Origin of the sequence: Candidatus Accumulibacter sp. ACC003, from assembly GCF_907163085.1 — a bacterium.
Taxonomy (GTDB): Bacteria; Pseudomonadota; Gammaproteobacteria; order Burkholderiales; family Rhodocyclaceae; genus Accumulibacter.
The window spans coordinates 810,411-833,911 of record NZ_CAJQTX010000001.1 but is presented as its reverse complement, the minus strand read 5'-3'; the positions used below and the strand labels follow the sequence as shown (position 1 = coordinate 833,911).

Annotated in this window: 15 protein-coding genes and 1 pseudogene; 11 read left to right on the top strand and 5 right to left on the bottom strand. The window is 62.7% G+C overall.

Annotated features, from left to right (window positions below; genetic code table 11):
* Positions 1 to 888, bottom strand: an 888-nt coding sequence (locus QZ656_RS03665) for a DDE-type integrase/transposase/recombinase (protein ID WP_291992095.1), incomplete at its 3' end; no start/stop codon positions are given.
* Between the two features lie 129 nt (positions 889 to 1,017).
* Positions 1,018 to 1,551 carry a DUF6431 domain-containing protein gene (locus QZ656_RS03660; RefSeq protein WP_291991612.1) on the bottom strand — a complete coding sequence of 178 codons (534 nt, stop codon included), beginning with the start codon at positions 1,549 to 1,551 and terminating at the stop codon, positions 1,018 to 1,020.
* Between the two features lie 384 nt (positions 1,552 to 1,935).
* On the opposite strand from QZ656_RS03660, the gene QZ656_RS03655 reads away from it, so the two are divergent.
* Positions 1,936 to 2,160, top strand: coding sequence for a hypothetical protein (locus QZ656_RS03655; protein ID WP_291992094.1), 225 nt, complete (start codon positions 1,936 to 1,938; stop codon positions 2,158 to 2,160).
* A 306-nt stretch (positions 2,161 to 2,466) separates the two neighbouring features.
* Positions 2,467 to 2,934 carry a rhodanese-like domain-containing protein gene (locus QZ656_RS03650; protein ID WP_291992093.1) on the top strand — a complete coding sequence of 156 codons (468 nt, stop codon included), beginning with the start codon at positions 2,467 to 2,469 and terminating at the stop codon, positions 2,932 to 2,934.
* Here QZ656_RS03650 and QZ656_RS03645 read toward each other — a convergent pair.
* Entirely contained in the window at positions 2,921 to 4,018 is a 1,098-nt protein-coding gene (locus QZ656_RS03645; protein WP_291991628.1) for an ISAs1 family transposase, read from the bottom strand. The genes QZ656_RS03650 and QZ656_RS03645 overlap by 14 nt on opposite strands.
* A 306-nt stretch (positions 4,019 to 4,324) precedes the next feature.
* Positions 4,325 to 5,392, bottom strand: a complete 1,068-nt coding sequence (locus tag QZ656_RS03640) for an IS630 family transposase (protein WP_291991544.1) — start codon at positions 5,390 to 5,392, stop codon at positions 4,325 to 4,327.
* Between the two features lie 75 nt (positions 5,393 to 5,467).
* Between QZ656_RS03640 and QZ656_RS03635 the strand changes: the two genes are divergently transcribed.
* The 5 genes and pseudogenes from QZ656_RS03635 to QZ656_RS03615 all read left to right on the top strand — a co-directional run.
* The gene (locus tag QZ656_RS03635; RefSeq protein WP_291992092.1) at positions 5,468 to 6,001 is read left to right on the top strand and encodes a YeeE/YedE thiosulfate transporter family protein; all 534 of its coding nucleotides are present in this window, start codon (positions 5,468 to 5,470) and stop codon (positions 5,999 to 6,001) included.
* Positions 5,994 to 6,689: a YeeE/YedE thiosulfate transporter family protein gene (locus QZ656_RS03630; protein WP_291992091.1), complete on the top strand. Its 696-nt coding sequence runs from the start codon at positions 5,994 to 5,996 to the stop codon at positions 6,687 to 6,689. Before QZ656_RS03635 ends, QZ656_RS03630 begins: the two co-directional genes overlap by 8 nt.
* A gap of 200 nt (positions 6,690 to 6,889) precedes the next feature.
* A complete protein-coding gene (locus QZ656_RS03625; RefSeq protein ID WP_291992090.1) occupies positions 6,890 to 8,143 on the top strand; it encodes an IS4 family transposase in 1,254 nt (417 codons plus the stop codon).
* The gene (locus QZ656_RS03620; protein ID WP_291992089.1) at positions 8,140 to 9,018 is read left to right on the top strand and encodes a rhodanese-like domain-containing protein; all 879 of its coding nucleotides are present in this window, start codon (positions 8,140 to 8,142) and stop codon (positions 9,016 to 9,018) included. The genes QZ656_RS03625 and QZ656_RS03620 overlap by 4 nt, the downstream gene beginning before the upstream one ends.
* A pseudogene (locus QZ656_RS03615) lies at positions 8,928 to 9,470 on the top strand (rhodanese-like domain-containing protein); the annotation flags it as partial. The gene QZ656_RS03620 and the pseudogene QZ656_RS03615, both read left to right, overlap by 91 nt.
* A 30-nt stretch (positions 9,471 to 9,500) precedes the next feature.
* On the opposite strand, the gene QZ656_RS24035 reads toward QZ656_RS03615, so the two are convergent.
* Entirely contained in the window at positions 9,501 to 11,654 is a 2,154-nt protein-coding gene (locus QZ656_RS24035; protein ID WP_291992874.1) for a helix-turn-helix domain-containing protein, read from the bottom strand.
* Positions 11,655 to 12,462: 808 nt separating this feature from the next.
* Here QZ656_RS24035 and QZ656_RS03605 point away from each other — a divergent pair.
* The 4 genes from QZ656_RS03605 to QZ656_RS03590 all read left to right on the top strand — a co-directional run bounded on the left by QZ656_RS03605 (position 12,463) and on the right by QZ656_RS03590 (position 23,272).
* Positions 12,463 to 12,717: a GlsB/YeaQ/YmgE family stress response membrane protein gene (locus QZ656_RS03605; protein ID WP_291992087.1), complete on the top strand. Its 255-nt coding sequence runs from the start codon at positions 12,463 to 12,465 to the stop codon at positions 12,715 to 12,717.
* A 96-nt stretch (positions 12,718 to 12,813) separates the two neighbouring features.
* Positions 12,814 to 13,128 carry a BON domain-containing protein gene (locus QZ656_RS03600; RefSeq protein ID WP_291992086.1) on the top strand — a complete coding sequence of 105 codons (315 nt, stop codon included), beginning with the start codon at positions 12,814 to 12,816 and terminating at the stop codon, positions 13,126 to 13,128.
* Positions 13,129 to 13,392: 264 nt separating this feature from the next.
* Positions 13,393 to 14,463, top strand: a complete 1,071-nt coding sequence (locus QZ656_RS03595; RefSeq protein ID WP_366522087.1) for an AI-2E family transporter — start codon at positions 13,393 to 13,395, stop codon at positions 14,461 to 14,463.
* A 190-nt stretch (positions 14,464 to 14,653) separates the two neighbouring features.
* Complete coding sequence (locus tag QZ656_RS03590; RefSeq protein ID WP_291992084.1) at positions 14,654 to 23,272, top strand: glucoamylase family protein; 8,619 nt, start codon at positions 14,654 to 14,656, stop codon at positions 23,270 to 23,272.
* The last annotated feature ends 229 nt before the right edge of the window (positions 23,273 to 23,501 follow it).

The following is a 23,501-nucleotide window of genomic DNA, read 5'->3' as shown; positions in this document are numbered from 1 at the left end:
AAGCCAGGCCCACAGGCGAGCATTGAGATCGTCCAGGCTGGCGATATGGCGCTCATCGAGTTCGCTGAGAAACTGATCGCGGCAGCGGCGGTGCCAGCGCTCCAACTTCCCTTTGCCCTCGGGCGCGTACGGCCGACAGTGAATCAGATGGATGCCGAGCCGGGCGCAGATCCCTTGCAGCGTCTCGGCGCGGTAGGCGGCGCCGTTATCGACCACCAGCTTGAGCGGAATGCCGCGTTTGAGCACCGCCTGCTTGAGCACGCCTTCGATGTCCAGGGCGGTTTCTCCGGGGCAGAAGGCGCTGTGCGTGAGTAGCCGGGAGGCGTCGTCGAAGAGCGACACGAGATAGCTCTTGGCGAGTTTGCCGTCGATCGGCACGCGTGGGCCGTGCATCACGTCGCCATACCAGATCGCCCCCGCTGTCGCGGCGACGAAGCTGCGTTTCTCCTCGGGCAGACTGGCCGAGCCGCTGATCCGTGACAGGCCATGCTGCTGCAGCAGACGGTGAATGGTCGACCGGGCCAGGCGGCCTCGGGCAACGGTGCCGGTGGCTTCGAGCAATTGTCGAATCTGGCACAGCGAGCGCCGCGGGTTGTCGCGCTTGGCGGCGAGAATGGCCGCCTGGGTGGCGGCCGGGAGCTTCGACTGCCCGCGGTCGGCGCGTGGCTTGGGCGTCAGGCCGTCAAGCTGGCGGAGGCGCCAGGCGTAGTACCACGCCTGAATCGTCTTCTCGCTCAGATAGCGCCGACGGCTGCCGGGGATGGCGTACTCGCGGCTGGCCAGCTCCCGGAGGAGCTGTTGCAGTTCGCCACGTTCCAGCCGCTCGCGGCTGATCAGGGGACCGAGAACGGACAGGCGAAACAGGGCTTTCGGATCAATCGGGTTCATAACCACTCCTGGTGATAAATCGGAGCGGTGATCAAACCAGAACGGCCGTTCTAATGACAGGAGCAAACTGTGTGGGGTCCCCGCCCGGGCGGGGACCTCACCGTCTGCCGCTCGTTCGGAATCAGTTCATCACGGGACGCTGATCTCCCGATCAAGCCAGGTCATGGCCTGTGCCAGGCCGATCGATTCGAACACCCGGCGCCAGAAAGCGCTGCCGTCGACCGTCCGCCCGAGGTCGGCAAAGCGAGCACGCAGGTGAAACTCGAACAGCAGGCGGCGCTCCTGGAGCCAGGCCCACCAGCGACCGGCGGTGCGCCGCTCGGGCGCCGCGCCGGGTGCGCCGGGGCGATCGGGCGCACCGCTCAGCCGCTGTGCCAGGACCGCTTGCTGCACTGACCAGTCATACCAGCGGCGCGGCGCGATGCACGCCGGCAGACGCGAACACGTGCGCCGACATCCAGCGCAACAGTAGCGGCAGATCGGCACCGGATTGAGTGAATCCTGCCCGGCTCGCCGGTCGGCCTTGCGCTCGTAGTGCCCGTGCTGCCAGAGAATCTTCAGGCCGCAATGCGGGCAGCACGGCGGGCGATACGCTTCGGGGGTTTGCTTGATGGCCTCAAGATGCTGCTCGATCGTCTCGATGCCGGCTACAATTCGCTGCATGGGCTGGGCGCTTTGCGGTGTGGTTTGTCTTGATAACTTCCCACGATAGCAGAGTTGTCCCGGCCCTTCTTTCGTTCACTTCGTCCCAACATCCTTCAGGCAGGCCGCCTTCTTTCGCCCTCGCCGTCCACGGGATATCTCACGCCGTCAGTTCCTGGAGAGCGGCGGACGTAACAGGCACCGCCCGCCGCTACGCCGCCGGCAGACTTGAACGCGGGAGCCCCGGTGGCTTCACTGCTGGTTGGTTCTGGCATGGTGCGTCTGCTAGCGCACAGATGTTGGCGCCGAACCGCCTCATCATTGATGCAGATCAAGCTCCGGCTGTTGACCGATCGATACCGGTGCCTTGCCAAACGGGTTAACAGAAATGATCCAGGAGGGTGTATGAACAAGCTTGTTGTGTTTCTGATCGCTGCCAGCACGGTGGTTTCCGGTTGTATGGTTTACGACACACCGTATCAGGATCGTGGTCAGCATCGGGGGGACGATTACCAGCGCGATCGTGGCCATGATGGCGCCTCTCGCCACGGCGACAGCGGCCGTGACCGTGATGGCGATGGCGTTCGCAACAGCCAGGACAGACACCCGGACAACCCATCCCGCTACTGAGTCGGCGAAGACACACTCGGTGAGCTGACTCTACCGACTTGCCGTGCATGAACTCCCTGGTGTTGAGCACCACGACATCGCCGTGCCACGACTCGTCGGCTTTCACGCCCAAGAGGTTCTTGCCCTGGCTGACACAAGTTGAGATGAGCCCCTCCGAACTGAACTGCGCTCAGCAATAGGCCCTGAAAGCGTTGCGTTCGGAAGCGAACAGACAGTGCAAACGGTTGAACTTATAAGGTTAGAGTCGATCAGCCGCAGTCAGTAACAGACGCATGAATTTATTCTTGCGGAGACAGGAGTTTGCCCATGAAGCCCATGCACCTTCGCAACACACTGTACGCGGCCGGATTATTACTAGGCGGAACGATCATTACAGCAACGGCATGGGCCGAGCCCCCCACGCGATCCGTCATACTGCCGCAGCGCATTGCCCCCGTAGAACTCAAACGCATGCTGATGGATCTCCCCGAAATGATCGAGATCGTGGATCTGCGCCCGCCGGCAGCGTATGCGGACTTCAACCTACCCGGCTCGATCAACGCGAGTATCGCGGACGTAATCGGCAAACCTGATTACCTGAACGGCGAAGTTCCCTTGATACTCGTCGATCGCGACGGCTCACTGGCGATGGCAGTGGGCGGCATTCTCTCCCAGAAGACTCGGCGGTCCATCAGGGTGCTCCATGGCGGGTTGGAAGCCTACTGGAACGACTCCGCGGCGCTCCAGCCGCCGGTGGCGCCAGGGCCTCCGCACTCGGCTGTCATAGCGGTGTGAGGCCCAGCATCGTCATCCGGACATCGTCATCCCAAGCAGCTCCTTTGCGCTTCAAGCGTAAGCTGGCTTTAGTCTTGTCGGTCGTATCCAGACGAATCAGGTTGAGAACGATTTTCTTCAAGAGGGAGAGGTTCTGTGGGGCGTTGTCCTTGCGTACAGTGCTGGCATCTTCACGAAAGCTGACGTCGAGCACCCAGTGAAGGCGGTTTTCTACGCCCCAATGGCCTCGCACCGCGGCCGCCAGCTCTTCGGCGGTCAAGGCACGAGAACTGATGTAGTAGCGTCGCTCGAAGTTCGATTCCTTGTCGCCAACCTTGCGCAGGGAGTCGACCAGGCCGATCGTCTGGCACTTCGGCCAATCGGCCAGATCAACGAGTCCTTGCGCAGGCAAGACCGAGGCGATCTGTCCGACGATTCGACCATGGGACTTGCGGGCCTGACGGTGGCGATCAACGGCCTCGGATTGATACTGGTCGATGAACTCGGTCTCGATGGCTTCCAGCAACGTCGGCTGGTTGCCTTTGACCGCCAGCAGGTAGTCACCGCCTTGATCCGTGATCTGCCGAGCAATAGTTTTCTGGCAGCCCATGGCGTCGATGGTGACCAGCAACCCATTGATATACAGTGCCTTGAGGAGTTCCGGGATGGCGGTGATCTCATTACTCTTGCTGGCGACCTTTTCCTGGCCGAGGACAATACCCAATTCCGTAGCGAAGGCGCTGACCATGTGAATCGCGGTTTCGCCACCACTGCCGGAACCTCGCACCGTCTTGCCATCGAACGCGACGCTGCCTCGCAAGGCGCCGACCACCCCGGCCACCCAGCGGCGAAACGCGACCTCAAATTGCTTCGGGTCAAGCGCTCGGAACACCCGCAGAAACGTCTCCGTGGAGGGAACCCCGTTCTTGAGCACCAGGAATTCACGCAGCCATTTTTCTTTCCGGCGCCCCCAGTAGGCGATGTCTTCGATGGTGTCACAATCCGAGAGTACCCCTGCCATGGCAATCACCAAAATCTCCTGGAAGTCATGCAGCGTCCCGTTGCTGGGTCTGCGCGGGTCGTCCACTTCCCTCAAGCAGCACATCAGGCTCACTCCCGTCGTCACAGTCATTTCGTTCGTCCAAAAGACGAGAGTAGACCTGATTTCAACAGGGTTTACAAGTGGTTGTCATAAGCCCATGAATGTTAACGATTTTCCGCTGATCGAGTATGACAACAAGCACTATGCTATCCGAGTGCGGAGGCCCTGCCGGTGGCGCCGGCCCCGGCTTTGGTTCAAGCCGTGAAACCCGCTGATTCTGTGCCGGCTGACGCGAGACCGGTCACCGCGGCCTCGGCGCCGGCCGGCGGTCAAGCACCTATTAAGAAGAAGAGCGCGGGGTGCTAGTGTTTAATTGCATAGATTAACGATAGTATTCCGCAGCTGCGCGCCCTTGACCTCTCGCTTTCGCCAGGCGAATGGGGCGGCGTTCTGGTTGTAAGCCGCGGTGAAGCTGTGAATGGCGGCAACGAGTTGATCCAGGCTCGAGAAGCTGGCGTTTCTCAGGGTCTTGCGCTGGAAGATGCCGAACCAAATCTCCACTTGGTTTAGCCAACTGGCGCTGGTGGGCGTGAAGTGAAAGGTGACGTTGGGGTGAGCGGCGAGCCACTCGTCGTTTTTCTTGTGCGTGTTGAGGTTGTCCAAGATGACGTGGATCTCACGGTCGACGGGTTCATCAGCGATGGTCTCCTCCATGAAGGCCTGGAAATCAGCGCGCTTCTTGGTTAGGGTAGTCTTGCCTCGAATGACGCCGGTGGCCACTTCGAGGGCGGCGAACAGGTTGACCGTGCCATGGCGTTTGTAGGTGCTTTTCAGTCCCTGAACCACCTTTCCGCTACTGGTTTGGACATAGCCGCGCCGACGCTCCAGAGCCTGGATCGAGGGTTTCTCGTCGACGCTCAGGACCAGCGCGTTTTCAGGTGGGTTAAGGTACAACCCGATGACATCCGCTGCTTTGGCGGCGAACTCTGGGTCCGTGCTCACGCACCAGGAGCGATGCCGCTGCAGCTGGATGCCCTCCCGACGCAACACGCGCCACACGGCATCGTCCGATACTTCCAGCGCCTTCGCCAGCGAACCACCATCCCAACTTGCCATACCTTCCGGCGGTGTCCGTTCGAGTTGCGCCAGAATGCGGTCACGCAGATCCTGCCCGTACTTCGCCGGCTTGCCCGGCCGCGCAGCATCACGCAAGCCCGACAAACCATGCTCGGCAAAGCGCCGACGCCACAGCCCCACCGTGTTCGCACGTACGCCAACTGCGCGGGCAACCTCGTCGTTTCGCAGACCCTCCAAACAACCCAGCACGATTCTCGCTCGCTCGGCCAAGCGAACCTCGCCACTGCGACTCCGTGACATACGCTCCAATTCCTCCTTCACCTCCGCTGTGCAAGACAGCGCCACCGCCACACGTCCCACCACATCTCCTCCACCACGAAGCAATGGAGAAGCATGATAGTTACTACCGGTTAATAATGCAATTAGACACTAGTCATGACAACCGAAACCGACAATCCTCATGGCGGGCCTAAACCCTACGCGAACCCCTACCTCGTGGGTGTTCTGCTCGGGCTGGTACTCCTGGCCTCATTCGCAATTCTTGGCGCCGGGCTGGGCGCGTCGGGCGGCATTTCGCGCTTCGGTGCAGCACTCTCCATGAGTGTCGCGCCCTCTCATACGCTGAGCAGCGAGTATTTCGGCAAATGGGGTGAGAATCCGCTGCACTATTACCTCGTCTTCATGTTTGTGGGCACTTTCGTCGGGGGGCTATTCTCGGCACTCCTGGCGAACCGAGCACGTATTCAGGTCGAACGCGGTGCCGCTGCATCCGTGGGTCGCCGACTCGGTTACGCCCTTGCCGGCGGCATCATCGTCGGTTTCGCCAGCCGCTTGGCCCAGGGTTGCACCTCGGGTCAAGCACTCACAGGCGGCGCGCTGCTGCTTTCCGGCAGCCTCGTGTTTCTGGTTTGCCTCTTTGCCAGCGGCTACGCCGCGGCCTGGTTTGTAAAGAAACAATGGCATGATTAACACCCTCTATGGCCTCGATGCGCTCGGCACGCCACAGGCTTTTCTTCTGGCACTGCTGATCGGTGTCGGTTTCGGTTTTGCACTCGAGCAGGCCGGCTTCAGCAGTTCGCGCCGCTTGGCCGGTGTCTTCTACTTTACGGACATGGCCGTAGTGAAAGTGATGTTTTCCGCGCTCATCACTGCGCTGCTGGGACTCTCGTATCTGGTGGGTTTCGGCTGGATCCAGTTCGATCAGATCTTCCTCATGCCCACTCTCTACGGCGCACAAATCGTGGGGGGGCTGCTGTTCGGCGTCGGATTTGTCATGGGAGCATGGTGCCCAGGGACGGCAGCTGTGGGCGTGGCCGCAGGCCGGATCGACGCGCTCGTATTCCTGCTTGGAGTCGTGGGCGGCAGCATCCTGTTCAACGAGTCCTTCGCCTTGGTCCTGCCGCTGTACACGATCGGGGATTTTGGAACGCAGATGGCCTATACCACCGTAGGCATGTCGCGCAACGGATTCATCCTTTATGTTTACGCTGGTGGCCGTGGCTGCCTTCTGGCTGTCCGAGTGGGCCGAAAAAGTACGCACGGGCCGCGCACCGTACAGGGGTTCGCCATTTCCAACGGTGTCCGGCTTGAATTTTGGCCGAAGCAGGTAATCCCCCACAAGGCGGCGTCGCAGTCGTGTTATACGCGGATAATTTGAGCATTTAATAGAAAAGCGGCAGGTTCGAAATCGACGTGCTCTATGGCGCGGATATTGAGGCGGCAAAAATATTTTTAAAATAATGCGAAAAACACTTGACAAAGGTTTGGCAAAATGCTCGCAATTTTGGCTGTATAAACAACAGCTTATTGGAGTGTCTTGTGGATACCGAACGATTAACTGCGGTCATGGATAGCCTCATGAACCAAACCGTCTTGGGTGAATTGTTGGCGCCGATGGCTCGTGCCTTGGCGCAGGTGCGCGGTACCGACGCGGTATCGCGAGTGTTGAGCATGGCGGATTTTATCGGCCTGGGGGTGCTGCGCCACCTGCAGGGCATGCGCACCCTGCGCGAGCAGGTGCAGTCGCTGCTGCATTGCGAGCCGGGGACGGCGCAGCGCGTCCCGCTGGCACGTTCCACCTGGTCGGACGCGCTGTCCTCGCGCCGCCGCCGCACGGTCTTGGAGGCGGCGATGCCGCCGTTGCTCACCGAGGCCCGGGCCGCGCTGCCGGATCGCCTGGCGCAATTCCCAGCCCTGCAAGGACGGCCGGTGTATGCAATGGATGGGACCTATCAGAGCGAAAGCGCCCACTACGGGCGGTGTACGCCCCGCCAGGGCGGGACGGACAATCCCAAGGGGCACGCGCTGTTGAGCTTCTACGACGTGCGCCTGGGTTGCCCCACCGACGTGCACGTCGACACCCGCAGTCGCCACGAAATCACTCTGTTGCGCGACTATGACCAATCCGCGCAGGCCATGACCCGTGACAAGGGCGCGCTGTGGCTGGTCGACCGCGCTTTCATCGACGCGACGTTTTGGGATGACCGGAAAAAGAGCTTGGGCGTGACCATGATCACGCGCATGAAAAGCAGCCTGTGCGTCGAGTCCACCGAGCCCTTAAAGATCGAGGATGTCCCGGCCAACGACGGGGTGCTCAACGATCTGCGCATCACCTTGCTCAGTTCCCGCCAACACTGGCGCCTGATCACCTTCCGCAGCCGACGAGGACATCTCGTGGAGTTTCTGACCAACGAGTTCGACCTCGCGCCCGGCGTCATCGCCTTCCTCTACTCCCGCCGCTGGGAGGAGGAGAAATGTTTCGACACATGGAAGAACGACTTCAGCCTCGCCAAGGCATGGGGCGCCAGTGTGGCGGCCATCGAGAATCAGGTCCGCCTGGCCGTTGTCACCAGCCTCTTGGTGGCCCTGCTGGTGCACCACAGAATGGGGCAGCACGGAATCGTGGACGAGAAGGCTTTGCGCAAGCAGGACCGGCGCCAGACCTCGGCCACCGACGGGACCGATCGCCCCGACTGGACTGCCCCGGTATTCCGCTACACCTCCAAGGTGAGCCGCCAAGTCCTGCGATTCTTCAAGCATTGTTTTCACAAACCCGCCTCGCAGGCGCTCTACGAGGCCCAGTTGCGGCCATTGTTGTTGGCATCCCTATGAGGCAGCCGGACACCGTTGCGCCATTTCTAAAGACCTTCAGCTTCGCCCTCGTGGCACTGGCGGGCGGCTTGTTCGTACTAAGCCCCGACATGACAGAGGCTGCTGCGAAGTCCGCGGCCGCCGTAACCCCCGTCGACGAGAAGGCTCTGATGGCGAGTGTTGAGCAGGGGCTGGACCATATCGAGCCCGAAGATATTGCCGACCGCCTAATGGCCGGCGAACCGGATCTGGTGCTCGTTGATGTGCGGCCAGCGGCAGAGTTCAACGCCTTCCACATCCGCGGTGCGGTCAACGTGCCGCTCGCCGAATTGGCGCAAGCTCTTCAACCCCACAAGAACCAAGGTCTGATCGTGCTCTATTCCAACGGGATGACCCATCCCGCCCAGGCGCGCGACTCGCTGCAGCGCCAGGGCTTCGGCAACGTCTACTTGCTGACCGACGGCCTGGTGGGCTTCCGGGATCGTTGCCTCAAGCCCGTCTCCTTACGGCCTGAGCCGTTGGCAACGGTCGACGCCGCGCGGGTCAACGCGTGGCGCGCCTTCTTTGACGCGTCTGCCGTCTCGGCCAAGTCCGACGTCGCCTCCGCGCCGGCACATGCCGCCATGCCTCGGGCAGTCGAGACCCATCAGCTGGCGTCCATGATCGGCGCACCGGGTGTCAAGATCATCGACCTGCGGCCCCAACCGGAATACAACACCGCACACATTCCGGGCTCCATCAGCCTAATCTCGAGAGTTTCCGCGGCAACATCGAAGGCGCGCCGTCCGTACTTCTGCCACCCCCGATGCTCGCTGCCCAGTTCTCGCTCCTGGGGCTGCAGTCCTCCGACACCATCGTCATGGTGTCCGGCGAGAAGTTGTATGACACCACTCTAGCCGGCATGGCGTTCGAGCGGATGGGGCACATGAACTACGCCGTTATGAACGGGGGGTACGTCAAGTGGGTGCAGGCAGGCCGTCCCGCTGACACAACGTTGCCCGGCGTAAGCAACTCGAAATACCCGCTGCAAACGAACGCCGATAACTTCACTGTCGATTTCCAAACAGTGGTCACTCAACTCGGCAAGCCGGGTGTCGTGATTATTGACGTCCGGCCAACGGACTACTACACGGGGAAAAAATCGGACGAAGCTCGTGCCGGCCATATCCCCGGCGCGATCAGCCGCCCGTTCACGGAAGATCTGGTGATAGGTTCAAACAAAGCCGTCTCATTCAAGTCGACCGCCGCCTTGACGGCAGCATACAGTGAGATCATTCCCTCCAAAGATACGATGGTCATCGTGTATTGCCGTACGGGACATCAGGCCAGCCAGACTTACTTCAGATTTCCTGATCTCGGAGGAAACCGGGTTGGCACTTCAGACAAGAGTGAAGGTCATTCTTGCCCCGGTTTCCGGATGCGGAAAATCTTGCAGGGTGAGTTTCTCGAGGAGCGCGGCGATAGCGCGATCATGAGCTGGGCTGGCCATCCGGTGAATTTTGATGGTCAGGGTGTTGGCTAGCGCGTTCGGTTCGATGTCAGCGGAAGAAACGAACAATTCGCGAATGAGCGCACGTGCGTCGTCCTCCTTCTTCAAGTGGCGGCGCAATAGCGCCACCATGGCGGTCTCGGCCCGGTAGGCGACCATTTTCACGGTATCGCAGAGCATCTTGTTCAGCGGCGGCAGTTGGGTCGGTCGCTCGGCCTCGGGCAGACTGTCGATCGTCACCTTTCGGGGGCTTGCCTTGCGCGCCGCGCAAAGTCGCTTGAGCTCCTCCTGAACGGCCTGCAGTGCTTCGACAGACTCGGCGTTTTTCTGGATTTCGCCGCCGTCGTTCAAGGCCGTCCTGGCGATTGCGGCCTGCAGTTTTCTTTCGCTCTGGCGGGTTTGCCTGACGGCCTTGTCGAGTTCCCGCCAGCGGGGGTTAACGACCTGGTGAGTGCCGGGAAGAGATTCGTCTCCGTACTCGATAAGCCCATCAATATCATAATGTTCCATCATGTACGCGAAGTAGTTTTCCTGGCACCAACGGGCGAACATCCGCCCAGCGATGGTGGTGTTTCCGAGTTGCCGGGCGGTCGTGATCACGGCTGTTTGATGTCCCGTCTGGGTCAGCCGACGAACTTCGCTCACGGCCAGGCTGCCATCGCCTGTGCCGAGTCGGGTTTCGCGCATGGCGAGTTTCATCCCGGTGCTGCCGCCTGCCGGCAGATGGACTTCCTGTTCCTGAAACACCTCTTCGGACCAGAGGTCCTTGACGTTCTTGCGGTAGGTCAGTGCGCCGATGCGCTGTTTCCAGAGTCTGCCGAGGAGACTCTGGGTGGCCCCTTCCCGATCGAAGACCATGACAAACCGGTGCAGGGTCGGGTCGGCGTCCAGTTCGGCCGGCGTCGGCTGTCCCGGGACAATCTCCAGCAGTTGGGGGACGATGTCCTTGAGCAGGGTCTCGGCGAGTCCGTCATTGAGCGGCTGCGAAACCACAAAGAACGGGCGACCCAGGGCATCGTTAACCCAGTAGTCGGTGGTGCCCCGCAGGCACAGGCGTTCGCGCGAGACGTAGCGCTTCGACAGCCTGGCCTGCTCGCCGTGATACACCCGAACATGACCATCGACATACAGGTAACCCGCTTCTTCTGGCTCGCTTTCCATCCAGAGCTTCGCGAGATCCCGCATCCAGGCTGCCGGGTCACCCGTCTTGGCCAGCAGATGGACCTTTTCCCGCAGGGTGCGGACTTCCGGTACCCGGTCCAGGCCGATGACTTTGCCGAGTTCTCCGGGCGAGGTTTGTCGCAGATGTTCCGGCCGCTTGATTCGCCCCAGGGCCATGAAGCCGAGGACGAGAAGGATGTGCAAGGCGCTGTAGAATCCCCGGGGCAGCTTGAGATGGCGATCCAGGCCGGTCAGTAGCCCGTTCGCGCACAAGGCCGGCAAGCCGGCCAACAGCCCCCCCATCGCCACATCGTGGCTCGCTTCGAAGCGCGTCGTCGCACCGGTCGCCAATCCCAGCGCCGTTTGGATCCGCTCGTCGGCGCGCGTGCAGGCGGTGCCCATCCCCGCGGCGGCTTCCGCATCCGCCCGGCTGCGCTCACTCTTGGTGCTCGCCGCTTCCAACTCCCCTGCCTCTTGCGGCAAGGCGGCCAACTGCGGCACGCCCTGGCGCCGGATCGCCTTGCGCAGCGTCGACTCCTGGACGCCCACCTGCCGTGCCACTTCGGCAGGACGCTTTCCCTCGCTCAACAGCCGCGCGCATTCGGCACTCTTGTCCGGCGTCATGATCCGCGGCCGGCTCGCCGCCGCCGGTCGAAAGAAAGACGATGGCCCGGCTTTGCGGCTTTGTCCCACCCAGTTCATCAGCGTGCGGTGCGGGATGCACAGCGGTGGCCTTTCCAGTTCGACCGCCTTGACGTGCCCGTTCTCCATCAGGCTGGTCAGAGCGAACCTGCGGCCAGCGTCGTCTCCTACGGGGTGCGAGAAGTAATTGTCTCCCCCAACAAAGTAGATCGCTTGGCCATCCTTCTCCAGAATCGCCAACCCTTCTCCCACTTTCTGCGCACCATCCGGAAACCCTGGAAGCCACGATTGCCTCAACGTCTGCTCCTCCTTGCACTCCTAGCGAAGCTTGGTTTATGCCATAAGAAAATCATGGCCGTCAAAATAAAGTGCCACGTGCAATTCCGGAATTCTACCTACATTCCCGGCCGGGATCAGGAAATCTGTACTTCGTACTGAAGCGCCTGCTGGGGTATGCGAATGTCCGATGGTACGATGCCGGATGGACGCAATGGGCTGCCCGTCCAGAACTTCCGATTGTGAGCGAAACGCAGGACATCAAGAGCAAGCAATGACGGATAGGAAATCCGACGGCACCGACGAGACTATGTGAGCCTTCATCAAGCCGCGTCCAGCACGCATTTGGACCCGGGAACCCCTGCATAGTCATCCGAATTCCGGCCCGCTCAGCGCCTGTGCTCGTCCCGCCCGGTCGGCCCGATCAGCGATCAGAGCGCTGAAGTCTCACACCCGGCGCGGCGGACGGCCCGTTTGCCTCATTTGCGTGACACCACCAGCCGCTGCACTCGAAAGTGCTGACCTCTTGAACTGAACAATGTGCGCCACCGTACAGACCATGTGTGTCCTTGTGAATATGCTGCCGTTGCGCATTGGACACGGTTGTGCGAGTCGCTCACCGTCAGCTTCGCGTGTCGTCCGGGCGACGCCCTTATGCGCTTGCACGGCTGGCAGGCGCGAGCGGTGCTGAAAATGCGGCAGCGATTGTTGGGCCCTGCCGCCTAATGCTGAAAATGCTGAGGCCCGACAGCTGCAAATACTGGAGGCAAGCATGTCCTTAATCGCATGGATCGTACTTGGCCTCATCGCCGGCTTCATCGCCAGCAAGATAGTTAGCGGCAGCGGGCAGGGTGCTGTCATGGACATCGTTCTCGGAGTGGTCGGCGCGGTCATCGGCGGCTGGCTCTTCAATACCTTCGGGATAGCCGGCGTCGGCGGATTCAACCTCTACAGCCTCTTTGTGGCCGTCGTCGGAGCAAGCGTTCTGCTTCTGCTGTACCACGCCGTTTCGCGCGGCGTTCGCTAGGCCGAAGTGCCGAGCACGAACGGGTGTCGATCTCGGCGTATCGATCGACAGCCGGAATATGGAAGTCCTCTTTAACCTCAATCTGGAGAATCAATCATGAAAACACTTGGCAAGTATCTTTCTGCGCTGTTCCTGGCTGTCACGCTGGTTGCCGCCGCGGGTTGTGCGTCGACCTCGAAGCAGGAGGGGACCGGCGAGTATGTGGACGACAGCGTCATCACCACCAAGGTGAAGGCCGTCATATTCAACGAGCCGAGCCTGAAGTCCGCCGAGATCAACGTCGAGACCTTCAAGGGCGCGGTCCAACTGAGCGGCTTCGTGGGTTCGCAGGCGGCGATCACCAAGGCGGTTGCGGTGACCCGTACGGTCGCCGGTGTCACCTCGGTCAAAAACGACATGCGGGTCAAGTGAGCGATGGCGATTCGCGGCAAGCGCCGGATACTTCCATTCGGTGGTGGCCGTGAACCGCCTGCCTCGATCGCAAGAGCTTACGCAGCCAGGGCGCTGCGGGAATAGCCTGCGATGATCCGCCAATCACCCGCCGCAGCCGGCGAAGAAGCGATGCCTTTGCCCTTGCCAGCGCCGCAATCCACCGAGCATCGCGATGCGCAGTCCCCGGCCGGCGAGACCGCCGCGACTCTGCCAACGCTTCGTCTCGGGCCAGGCGCCCAGAACGTGGCGCTGGCCGTCCTGGCCACGATAGCCGTGGTCTTCGCCTTGGAATGGGCACAGATCTTTGTCATCACCCTGTTGCTCGGGCTGCTCTTTGCCTACACCCTGAATCCTCTGGTTGTCTGGCTGGAACAGATCAGGGTGCCGCGCGTTGTCGGGACCACTGTCGTGATGGCGGCTGTCGTCTGCTCGCTCATCCTCGGGGCCTACTCCTTGCGCGGGCAGTTTCAAACCATCCTCGATCAGGTACCGGAGGCGGTGAACAAGGTATCGACCGGCCTCGCCAGTGTACGCAAGGGCCAGACCAGTACCATGCAGAAGGTACAAACGGCTGCCAGCGAGATCGAAAAGGCGACCAGCCAGGCGGCCGGGATTGATTCAACGCCCAAACGGCCAGTGACGCGCGTCGTCATCGACACGCCCGGCTTCAAACTCGGCGACTTTCTTTGGGCGAATTCCGTGGGCGCCGTGGGGCTGCTCGGCCAGGCGTCGATGGTGCTCTTCCTGACTTTCTTTCTCTTGCTTTCAGGCGACACCTACAAGAGGAAGCTGGTGCGCCTCACGGGTCCGACGTTTTCGAACAGGAAGATCACCGTTCGCATCCTCGATGACATCAACGAATCCGTCCAGCGCTACATGTCCATGCTCCTGGCGACGAACGTGCTGGTGGCGCTGCTGACCTGGCTCGCACTGCGTTGGATCGGCCTCGAGAATGCCGGCGCCTGGGCCGTCGCCGCGGGCCTGCTGCACGTTATCCCCTACTTCGGTCCAGCCGTTACCGCCGCCGCCATCGGCATGGCCGCCTTCATGCAGTTCGACGCTCTCTCGATGGCGCTGCTGCCCGCGGGTGCTTCCTTGGCCGTCGCCACCTTCGTCGGAACCTTCGTCACCACCTGGATGACGGGCCGCATCGCCAAGATGAACACCGCCGCGGTATTCGTCTCGCTGCTTTTCTGGGCGTGGCTGTGGGGCATCTGGGGAATGCTGCTGAGCATCCCGATCACGGTCATCGTGAAAGTGGTGGCTCAGCATGTGGAGCAACTCGAGGCGATCGCCGAACTATTGGGAGAGTAGGCGGCACACATTCCTCGCTGCGCTGCATGGCGATTATGTATTCAGAAAAGGACCCCTTGAAGTGAACCTCGACAGCAAGAGCAGCAGCTACTTTCGGCCATTGATGGCCCGGCTTCGCGGTGGCGGGGGCCCTCCGATCTTACCCGACGCGGAACCCCCATTTCGCTCCGAGTTGTACAGCGCCGATCAAATGGCGCTGCACGGCGCGGTGCTCGCGGCCTCGCACAAGCTGACTCCCGCGCAGGCGCCGGAGCGACTCCTGGCTCGGCTGGCAGACAACGAAAGCACACTGGTCGGCATCTGCCAGCTGTTGACGACGGCGGCCACGGAGAGCCGCCGGATGATGCCGGCCGGAGAATGGCTGCTCGACAATTTCTATCTCATCGAGGAGCAGATCAGCACGGCCAAGCGGCATTTGCCAAAGGGCTATAGCGCTGAACTCCCGCGCCTGGCGCATGGGCCGTCGGCCGGGCGTCCGCGGGTGTACGACATCGCGCTGGAGACCATTGCGCACGGCGACGGGCGTGTCGATATCGAAAGTCTCGGCGGCTTCGTGGCGGCCTACCAGAACGTTAGCCCGCTGAAACTGGGCGAGTTGTGGGCAATCCCGATCATGCTGCGGCTGGCAGTGATCGAGAATCTGCGTCGCGTCGGCGTGCGCATCGCGGCCAGCTGGGCGGAGCGTAACCTGGCGGCTACCTGGGCAGACCTGATGGTGGAGACGGCCGTCAGTGATCCCAAGAGTCTGATTCAGGTGATCGCCGACATGGCGACCTCGGATCCGCCGATGGTCGGCGGCTTCGTTGCCGAGCTCGCGCGGCGCTTGCAGGGACGCGGTCCCACTCTGGCGCTGCCCTTGACCTGGATCGAGCAGCGCCTGGCGGAATCGGGTCTGACAATCGAACACCTCGTGCAATCCGAGAACCAGCAGCAGGCCACCGATCAGGTCTCCATCGCTAACAGTATCGGCAGTCTCCGGGTTCTCGGCGCGACCGACTGGCGCACATTCGTAGAGACCCAAAGCGTTGTCGAGAGCACGCTTAATGAGGATCCAGGCGGCGTCTATGGCCGGATGGATTTTGTCACCCGTGATCGATACCGCCATGCCATCGAGCGGATGGCTAAGAAGGGCGGGCTATCCGAGGGCGAGGTAGCCCGCAAGGCGATCGAGCTGGCGTCGATTAGTGCAGCGGCGATCGCTGCCGGCACCGGCACTGGCGATCATGCCGGGCACGTCGGCTATTACCTGATCGACCAGGGCCTGCCACAACTCGAACGGGCAGTGCAAGTTCGCCTTTCCGGCGCCGAAGCCTTGCGCAAGACGGCAGGCCGCTTCCCACTACTCGTATTCCTGGGCGGCATTACGCTGATCACGGCAATCGTCGCGGCAAGTTTTCTGGCGCAGGCGTTTGCCGCGGGTACACCTGACTGGCTGCTGCTGCCAATCGGCATCCTCTCGCTGCTGGCCGCAAGTCAGCTGGGAATCGCGCTGGTGAACTGGTTGGCGACCCTGCTGGTTGTTCCGCATGCTCTGCCCAGAATGGATTTCACTGAGGGCATTCCGGCGCAGGCACGCACGCTGGTCGTGGTCCCGACGATGCTTACCAGTACGGCGGGAGTGGAGGATCTGATCGAGGCGCTGGAAGTCAGGTTTCTGGCGAATCGCGACGAATGCCTGCACTTCGGCCTGTTGACCGATTTTCGTGACGCTCGCCAGGAATCGCTCCCCGACGACGAATCGGTGCTGCTCCTGGCGCGGACGCGGATCGGCGAGTTGAACGAGAAGTACGGCGGTGACGGGGTCACAATCAGGAACGACCTCTTCTTCCTCTTCCATCGCCCGCGGTGTTGGAACCCCAAGGACCAGCTGTGGATGGGTTACGAGCGCAAGCGCGGCAAGCTGGCCGAGTTGAACGCACTGCTGCGCGGTGGCGCCGGGGATGGCTTTGCGCTCGTCGTCGGTGATAGCGCGGTTTTGTCATCGGTGAAGTACGTGCTTACGCTCGACACCGATACGCGGCTGCCGCGGGATGCGGCGCGGCAATTCGTCGCTACCATGGCGCACCCGCTGAATCGCCCCGGCTACGATACAGCGAAGCAGCGTGTCACCGAGGGCTACGGCATCCTGCAGCCGCGCGTGGCGATCGGCCTGCCGGGGACGAACCGCTCGCGCTACGCGCGCCTCTATGGAGGCGAGCCGGGCATCGACCCGTACACGCGCGCCGTCTCGGATGTTTACCAGGACGTATTCGACGAAGGCTCGTTCATCGGCAAGGGAATCTACGACGTCGATGCCTTCGAGCAAGCGCTGGGCGGGCGCTTCCCAGAGAATCGCATTCTTAGTCACGATCTTCTTGAAGGGTGCTACGCCCGCGCGGGACTGTTGAGCGATGTGCACCTGTACGAGGATTACCCGACCCGCTATAGCGCCGACGTGAGCCGCCGCTACCGCTGGATCCGCGGCGATTGGCAGCTGGCGGGGTGGTTGCGCAGGCGCGTCCCGGGCGCGGCGGCCGGCGCCGGCAACACGCGGCGGAAGAATCCGCTGTCGATGCTGTCGCAATGGAAGCTCTTCGACAACCTGCGGCGAAGCCTCGTCCCCGCGGCGCTGACGCTGCTGTTGCTATCGGGATGGACGCTCCTGGCGCCGGCGTGGTCGTGGACCCTGGCGGTGATCGGCATCGTGCTGCTTCCCTCCCTGTGCGCGGCTATCCTCGACAGCTTCCACAAGCCGGAGGATGTGCACTTGAGGCAGCACCTGGCAAGCATCGCCCACTCGGCTTACCGGCACTTCTTGCAGGTCGTTTTCGAAATCGCCTGTCTCCCGTACGAGGCTTTTTTCAGTCTCGATGCCATTACCCGCACAGCTTGGCGGATGTTGGTGACACGCGCACGATTACTCGAATGGAATCCGTCGGGGGAGGCGGATCGCGAATCGGGCGAGCGCGACGCCGGCACGCTCAGCGCTTCTTTTCGGGCCATGTGGTTCGCCCCGGCCTTCGCCGCCACGGCGGCGATCTACCTGGCGGCATCGAGGCCGGTGGTACTGGTCGTGGCCGGGCCGATCCTGCTCCTGTGGTTCGCCTCTCCGCTCATTGCCTGGTGGGTCAGCCGTCCGCTGGCTCGTCGCAAGGCGACCCTGAGCGTCGAGCAGACGCTCTTTCTCGGCGCGCTGTCGCGCCGTACCTGGGCGTTCTTCGAGCACTTCGTCGGCCCGGACGACCATTGGCTGCCGCCGGACAACATTCAGGAGTATCGCGTTGTCTCGGTCGCGCATCGTACATCACCGACCAACATCGGGTTGGCGTTGCTGGCAAACCTGTCGGCCTACGACTTCGGCTACCTGGTGACCGGAAAAGTCCTCGAGCGCACGGCGAACACCCTGTGCACGATGGACGCACTGGAAAGGTACCGGGGGCACTTCTATAACTGGTACGACACGCAGACGCTGCGGCCGCTGCAGCCGCTGTATATCTCGACGGTGGACAGCGGCAACCTCGCCGGCCATCTGCTGACCCTGCATGCGGGTCTACTCGCACTCGCCGACGACAAGATCCTGCCGGCACGGCTGTTCGAAGGTCTGGGCGACACTCTGAGGATTCTCCTCGACGACGCGGACGCAGCCACTGTGGAGCAGGCGAAGGCCTTTCGGAACGAACTGGAATCCGCGGCGGCAGCCCCGCCGGGCAGCCTCGCGGCGGCTCGATCACTCCTCGAGCGGCTGGCGACCAGCGCCGCCGAACTTGCCGCGCGCGTCGCGGAAAGTCCGGATGGCGGGAAGAACAGCGCGCCAGAGCGCTACGGAAAAGGCCGCGACGAGGCGTGGGCAAAGGCGCTTACGCGCCAATGCAGTGAGGCACTTGACGAGCTGAGCTTCCTCGCTCCGTGGCAATCTCAGCGATCGGTGCAGGGTGAAGAGGCGTTTGCCGCTATCGTTGGCATACCGACGCTACGTGAACTGGCCGTGGCGGGTAGTGCCCAAGCGGCCGCCAGGATGGCGGCGATCGAACGCCTGGCGCGGCAATGCCTGCAACTGGCGCGCATGGAGTATGACTTCCTGTACGACAAGGCACGGCATCTGTTGAGGATTGGCTACAACGTCGGCGAACATCGCGAGGACGCTGGCTACTACGACCTCTTGGCGTCGGAAGCGCGCTTGTGCAACTTCGTGGCGATTGCGCAGGGGCAAGTGCCGCAAGAAAGCTGGTTTGCCCTCGGGCGCCTGCTCACCGGCACCGGCAGCGAACCGGCGCTGCTGTCGTGGAGCGGTTCGATGTTCGAGTACCTGATGCCGCTGTTGGTGATGCCGACCTACGATCACACGCTACTTGACCAGACGTGCAAAGCCGCGGTCGCCAGGCAGATCGAGTACGGGCGCCAGCGCGGCGTGCCTTGGGGTATGTCGGAATCGGGCTACAACACCGTCGACGTTTATCTCAACTACCAGTACCGTGCCTTCGGCGTTCCCGGCCTGGGACTCAAACGCGGACTCGCCGACGATCTGGTTATTGCACCCTATGCCTCGGTTCTCGCGCTGATGGTGGCGCCGGAGCAGGCGTGCCTGAATCTGCAGCGACTCGCGGCAGAGGGATTTACCGGCAAGTTCGGCTTCTTCGAAGCGATCGACTACACGCCAGCGCGGCAGCGGCGTGGCCAATCGCACGTTGTCGTGCGCTCCTTCATGGCCCATCACCAGGGCATGAGCCTGCTGGCCTTGGCCTATCTGTTGCTGGAGCAACCGATGCAGCGTCGATTCCAATCGGAACCCCTGTTCCAGGCGGTCATGCTGCTGCTCCAGGAGCGCATTCCCAAGGCCACGACCTTGTTTGCGCACACCGCCAAACTGGCGATGGTGCGTTCACCGTCGGCGGCGGCGGAGACGCCGATTCGCGTCTTCAGCAGCCCCGACACGCCGGTTCCCGAGGTGCAGTTGTTGTCGAACGGCCGCTATCACGTGATGCTCACGCATGCCGGCGGCGGTTACAGTCGCTGGAAGGATCTCGCCGTCACGCGCTGGCGCGAAGATCCGACTGGCGATCACTGGGGCACCTTCTGCTACGTCCGCGATGCGCACAGCGGAGCCTTCTGGTCTACCGGCTACCAGCCGACGCGCCGGCGACCGCAGCACTACGAAGCGATCTTTTCCGAGGGGCGAGCCGAGTTTCGACGGCGCGATTCGCTTACCGCCAGCGATGCTGCCGACAATGGCCAATTCGAGACGCACACCGAGATCATCGTCTCCGCGGAGGATGACATCGAGTTGCGCAGGGTGCGCATCACCAACCGCTCGCGGCAGCGTCGGCTAATCGACGTCACCAGTTACACCGAAGTGGTGATCGCGCCGCCGGCCGCCGATGCCCTGCATCCGGCCTTCAGCAATCTATTCGTGCAGACCGAGATTCTGCGCGAATGCGGCGCCATCCTGTGCACCCGCCGGCCGCGCTCGCTCGGCGAGCAGGCGCCCTGGATGTTCCACCTGATGACCGCGCACGGCGCCGACATCGGCGAAGTGTCGTACGAAACCGATCGTCTGCGCTTCATCGGCCGTGGCCGCAGCGCTGCGGCGCCGCTGGCGATGAGCGAACCGGGGGCGCTGTCCGGCGGCGAGGGTTCGGTGCTCGATCCGATCGTCGCCATTCGCTGTTCGCTGACGCTCGATCCGGAACAGACGGCGACCATCGACATGGTTTCGGGAATCGCCAGCTCGCGCGACATGGCCTTGAGCCTGATCGAGAAATACCAGGACCGGCAGCTCTCGAGCCGCGTCTTCGATCTGACCTGGACGCACAGCCAGGTGGTGCTGCGGCAGCTCAACGCCAGCGAGGCCGATGCGCAACTTTATGCGCGCCTGGCCAGCTCGGTCATCTACGCCAACGCGTCCTTGCGCGCGGACGCCACGGTGCTCAACACGAATCGTCGCGGGCAGTCGGGGCTGTGGGGTTACGGCATCTCCGGCGATCTGCCGATCGTGCTGCTGCAGATCGGCAATGCGGCCAATATCGATCTCGTTCGCCAGCTCGTACAGGCGCATGCGTACTGGCGCCTGAAGGGACTGGCGGTGGACCTGGTGATCTGGAACGACGATCACGCCGGTTATCGACAGCGCTTGCAGGAACAGATCATGGGATTCATCGCCTCGGGAATCGAGGCCAGCGTGATCGACCGGCCGGGCGGCATCTTCGTGCGGCCTGCGGAGCAGATATCCAGCGAAGATCGCATTCTTCTGCAGTCGGTCGCCCGCGCGGTCATCACCGACGGTCGCGGAAGCTTGGCGGAACAGCTTGATCATCATCGCCTCGCCGGGCCGCGCGTGCCCCGCTTGCTGGCGAGTCGGGCGCATCGCAGTGACGAGCAAGCGGCCACGACTGGCGCCGACGCGACGCCGCGTGGCGATCTGATCGTCTTCAACGGGCTCGGAGGATTCACCCCGGACGGGCGGGAATACGTCATCACCCTGAAGCCCGGCCAGGTGACGCCGGCACCGTGGGTTAACGTCCTGGCAAATCCAGGCTTCGGGGCGATCGTCTCGGAGAGCGGCGTCGGCTACACCTGGAGCGAAAACGCGCACGAATTCCGTCTCACGCCCTGGCACAACGACCCGGTATGCGATGCCAGCGGCGAAGCCCTCTATCTCCGCGACGAAGAAAGCGGCCACTTCTGGTCGCCGACGCCGCTGCCCGTGCGTGCCGCGGCGCCGTACGTGAGCCGGCATGGATTTGGCTACAGCGTCTTCGAACACTGCTCCGGCGGCATCCGCTCCGAGCTGTGGATCTACGTGGCGATCGACGCCGCCGTCAAGTTCTCGGTGCTGAAAGTGCGCAACGAATCAGGTCGTCCGCGCCGGCTCTCGGCCACCGGCTATGTTGATTGGGTGTTGGGCGATCTGCCCGCGAAAACGGCCATGCATGTCACCACGGCGATCGATCCACGCAGCGGCGCCTTGTTCGCCAGAAATCCCTACAGCGCGGAATTTGCCGATCGGCTGGCCTTCTTCGACGTTGATGAGGCGACGCGCAGCGTAAGCGGCGACCGCACGGAGTTCCTCGGGCGCAACGGCACGCTGCGCGATCCGGCCGCGATGCAACGCACGCACCTCTCCGGCAAGGTCGGCGCTGGCCTCGATCCTTGCGGCGCGATCCAGGTGGGCTTCGGACTGGCCGACGGCGAGGAGCGCGAAATCGTCTTCCGGCTTGGCGTCGGCCGTAACGCCGATGACGCCGGCGCGCTCGTGCAGCGCTGCCGCGGCGCCTTGGCCGCGCGTAGCGCACTCGAAGCCGTCTGGCAGTACTGGAAGCACACGCTCGGCGCGGTGCAGGTGGAAACACCCGATGCGTCGCTGAATGTCCTGAGCAACGGCTGGCTGATCTACCAGACGCTGGCGTGCCGCGTCTGGGCGCGCAGCGGCTACTACCAGTCGGGTGGGGCCTTCGGTTTCCGCGACCAATTGCAGGACGTCATGGCGCTGGTCCACGCCGAACCCGGGCTGGTGCGCGAACAGCTGCTGTTGCACGCCAGCCGGCAGTTCGTCGAGGGCGATGTCCAGCACTGGTGGCATCCACCGTCGGGCCGTGGCGTGCGCACGCATTGTTCGGACGACTACCTGTGGTTGCCGCTGGCGGTGTGTCGCTACGTGAGCTGCAGCGGCGACACCGGCGTGCTCGATGAACAGGTGCATTTCCTGGAAGGGCGCCCGGTAAACGCCGGCGATGATTCCTACTACGACCTGCCCGGGCATTCCGCCGAGGTGGCCAGCCTGTACGAGCACTGCGTGCGCGCCGTCCGGCACGGTCTGCGCTTTGGCGAGCACGGTCTACCGTTGATCGGCTCGGGCGACTGGAACGACGGCATGAATCTGGTCGGCATCGCTGGCAAAGGCGAGAGCGTCTGGCTGGGCTTCTTCCTGTGTGACGTTCTCGGGCAATTCAGCGCCCTGGCGCGTGTGCGCGGCGACGCGGCTGTCGCCGAGCGCTGCGAGGAGGAGGGCGTGCGGCTGCGCCGCGACCTCGAACGCCATGGCTGGGACGGCGAGTGGTACCGGCGCGGCTATTTCGACGACGGCACGCCGCTCGGCTCGGCCAGCAACGCCGAGTGCCAGCTGGATTCCATCTCGCAGAGTTGGTCGGTGCTCTCTGGCGCGGGCGACGCGAGGCGCTCGCAGATGGCCATGCAGGCGGTGGACGAGCGACTCGTGCGCCGCGAGCACGCGCTCGTCCAGCTTCTCGATCCGCCCTTCGACAAATCGCATCTCGACCCCGGCTACATTCGTGGCTACGTGCCGGGCGTGCGCGAGAACGGCGGGCAGTATACGCACGCGGCGATCTGGACGGCCATGGCCTTCGCCGCACTCGGCGACGCCAGGCGCGCATGGGAACTCACAGCCATGATCAACCCGGTGAACCATGCCACATCGCCGGCAGACATCGCCACCTACAAGGTCGAACCCTACGTGATGGCCGCCGACGTCTATGCGCGCGCGCCGCACACCGGGCGCGGCGGCTGGAGTTGGTACTCCGGATCGGCCGGCTGGATGTATCGGCTGATCGTCGAATCGCTTCTCGGCCTCAGGCTCGAGGGCGACACGCTGAAGTTCGCTCCCTGCTTGCCCGCCAGCTGGCAGGCCTTCAAGATCCACTACCGCTATCGGGAGACCGTTTATCACATCACCGTTTCGCAGGAACGCGGCGAGCAGCCGGGTGGGCGCGTTCAGATGAGCGTCACGGTCGACGGTGAGCAACGAAACGACCAAAAAATACCTCTGGCAGACGATCATCGCGAACACCTGGTGGAGGTGCGTCTGCGTGCCGGGTAAGATCGTGCTTCGCGCACAACATGCCTGCGGATCGCGCAACTTCTTGGCCTGTCCGACACTCGATCAGCCCAACATCCCGGATGATTGGAACTGTCGGGATCTCGCGCAGGCAGTGCGATAAACAATCGACTACGGCGTAGCCGTGCTCTGCAGGCGATCAGGACAACTCGTTGATCGCGCTCGTGACAGCGTCGTCGCCTCCTGGTCGATCGCCCGGCGCGTCGCCGAG

What these genes read in the sequence shown, in the direction of transcription:
- QZ656_RS03600 (WP_291992086.1), top strand. Translation starts at nt 12,814, where the DNA reads ATGAAAACACTTGGCAAGTATCTTTCTGCGCTGTTCCTGGCTGTCACG.
- QZ656_RS03625 (WP_291992090.1), top strand. Translation starts at nt 6,890, where the DNA reads ATGAACCAAACCGTCTTGGGTGAATTGTTGGCGCCGATGGCTCGTGCC.
- QZ656_RS03605 (WP_291992087.1), top strand. Translation starts at nt 12,463, where the DNA reads ATGTCCTTAATCGCATGGATCGTACTTGGCCTCATCGCCGGCTTCATC.
- QZ656_RS03645 (WP_291991628.1), bottom strand. Translation starts at nt 4,018, where the DNA reads ATGTGCTGCTTGAGGGAAGTGGACGACCCGCGCAGACCCAGCAACGGG.
- QZ656_RS03655 (WP_291992094.1), top strand. Translation starts at nt 1,936, where the DNA reads ATGAACAAGCTTGTTGTGTTTCTGATCGCTGCCAGCACGGTGGTTTCC.
- QZ656_RS03660 (WP_291991612.1), bottom strand. Translation starts at nt 1,551, where the DNA reads ATGCAGCGAATTGTAGCCGGCATCGAGACGATCGAGCAGCATCTTGAG.
- QZ656_RS03620 (WP_291992089.1), top strand. Translation starts at nt 8,140, where the DNA reads ATGAGGCAGCCGGACACCGTTGCGCCATTTCTAAAGACCTTCAGCTTC.
- QZ656_RS03635 (WP_291992092.1), top strand. Translation starts at nt 5,468, where the DNA reads ATGACAACCGAAACCGACAATCCTCATGGCGGGCCTAAACCCTACGCG.
- QZ656_RS03650 (WP_291992093.1), top strand. Translation starts at nt 2,467, where the DNA reads ATGAAGCCCATGCACCTTCGCAACACACTGTACGCGGCCGGATTATTA.
- QZ656_RS03630 (WP_291992091.1), top strand. Translation starts at nt 5,994, where the DNA reads ATGATTAACACCCTCTATGGCCTCGATGCGCTCGGCACGCCACAGGCT.
- QZ656_RS03590 (WP_291992084.1), top strand. Translation starts at nt 14,654, where the DNA reads ATGGCGCTGCACGGCGCGGTGCTCGCGGCCTCGCACAAGCTGACTCCC.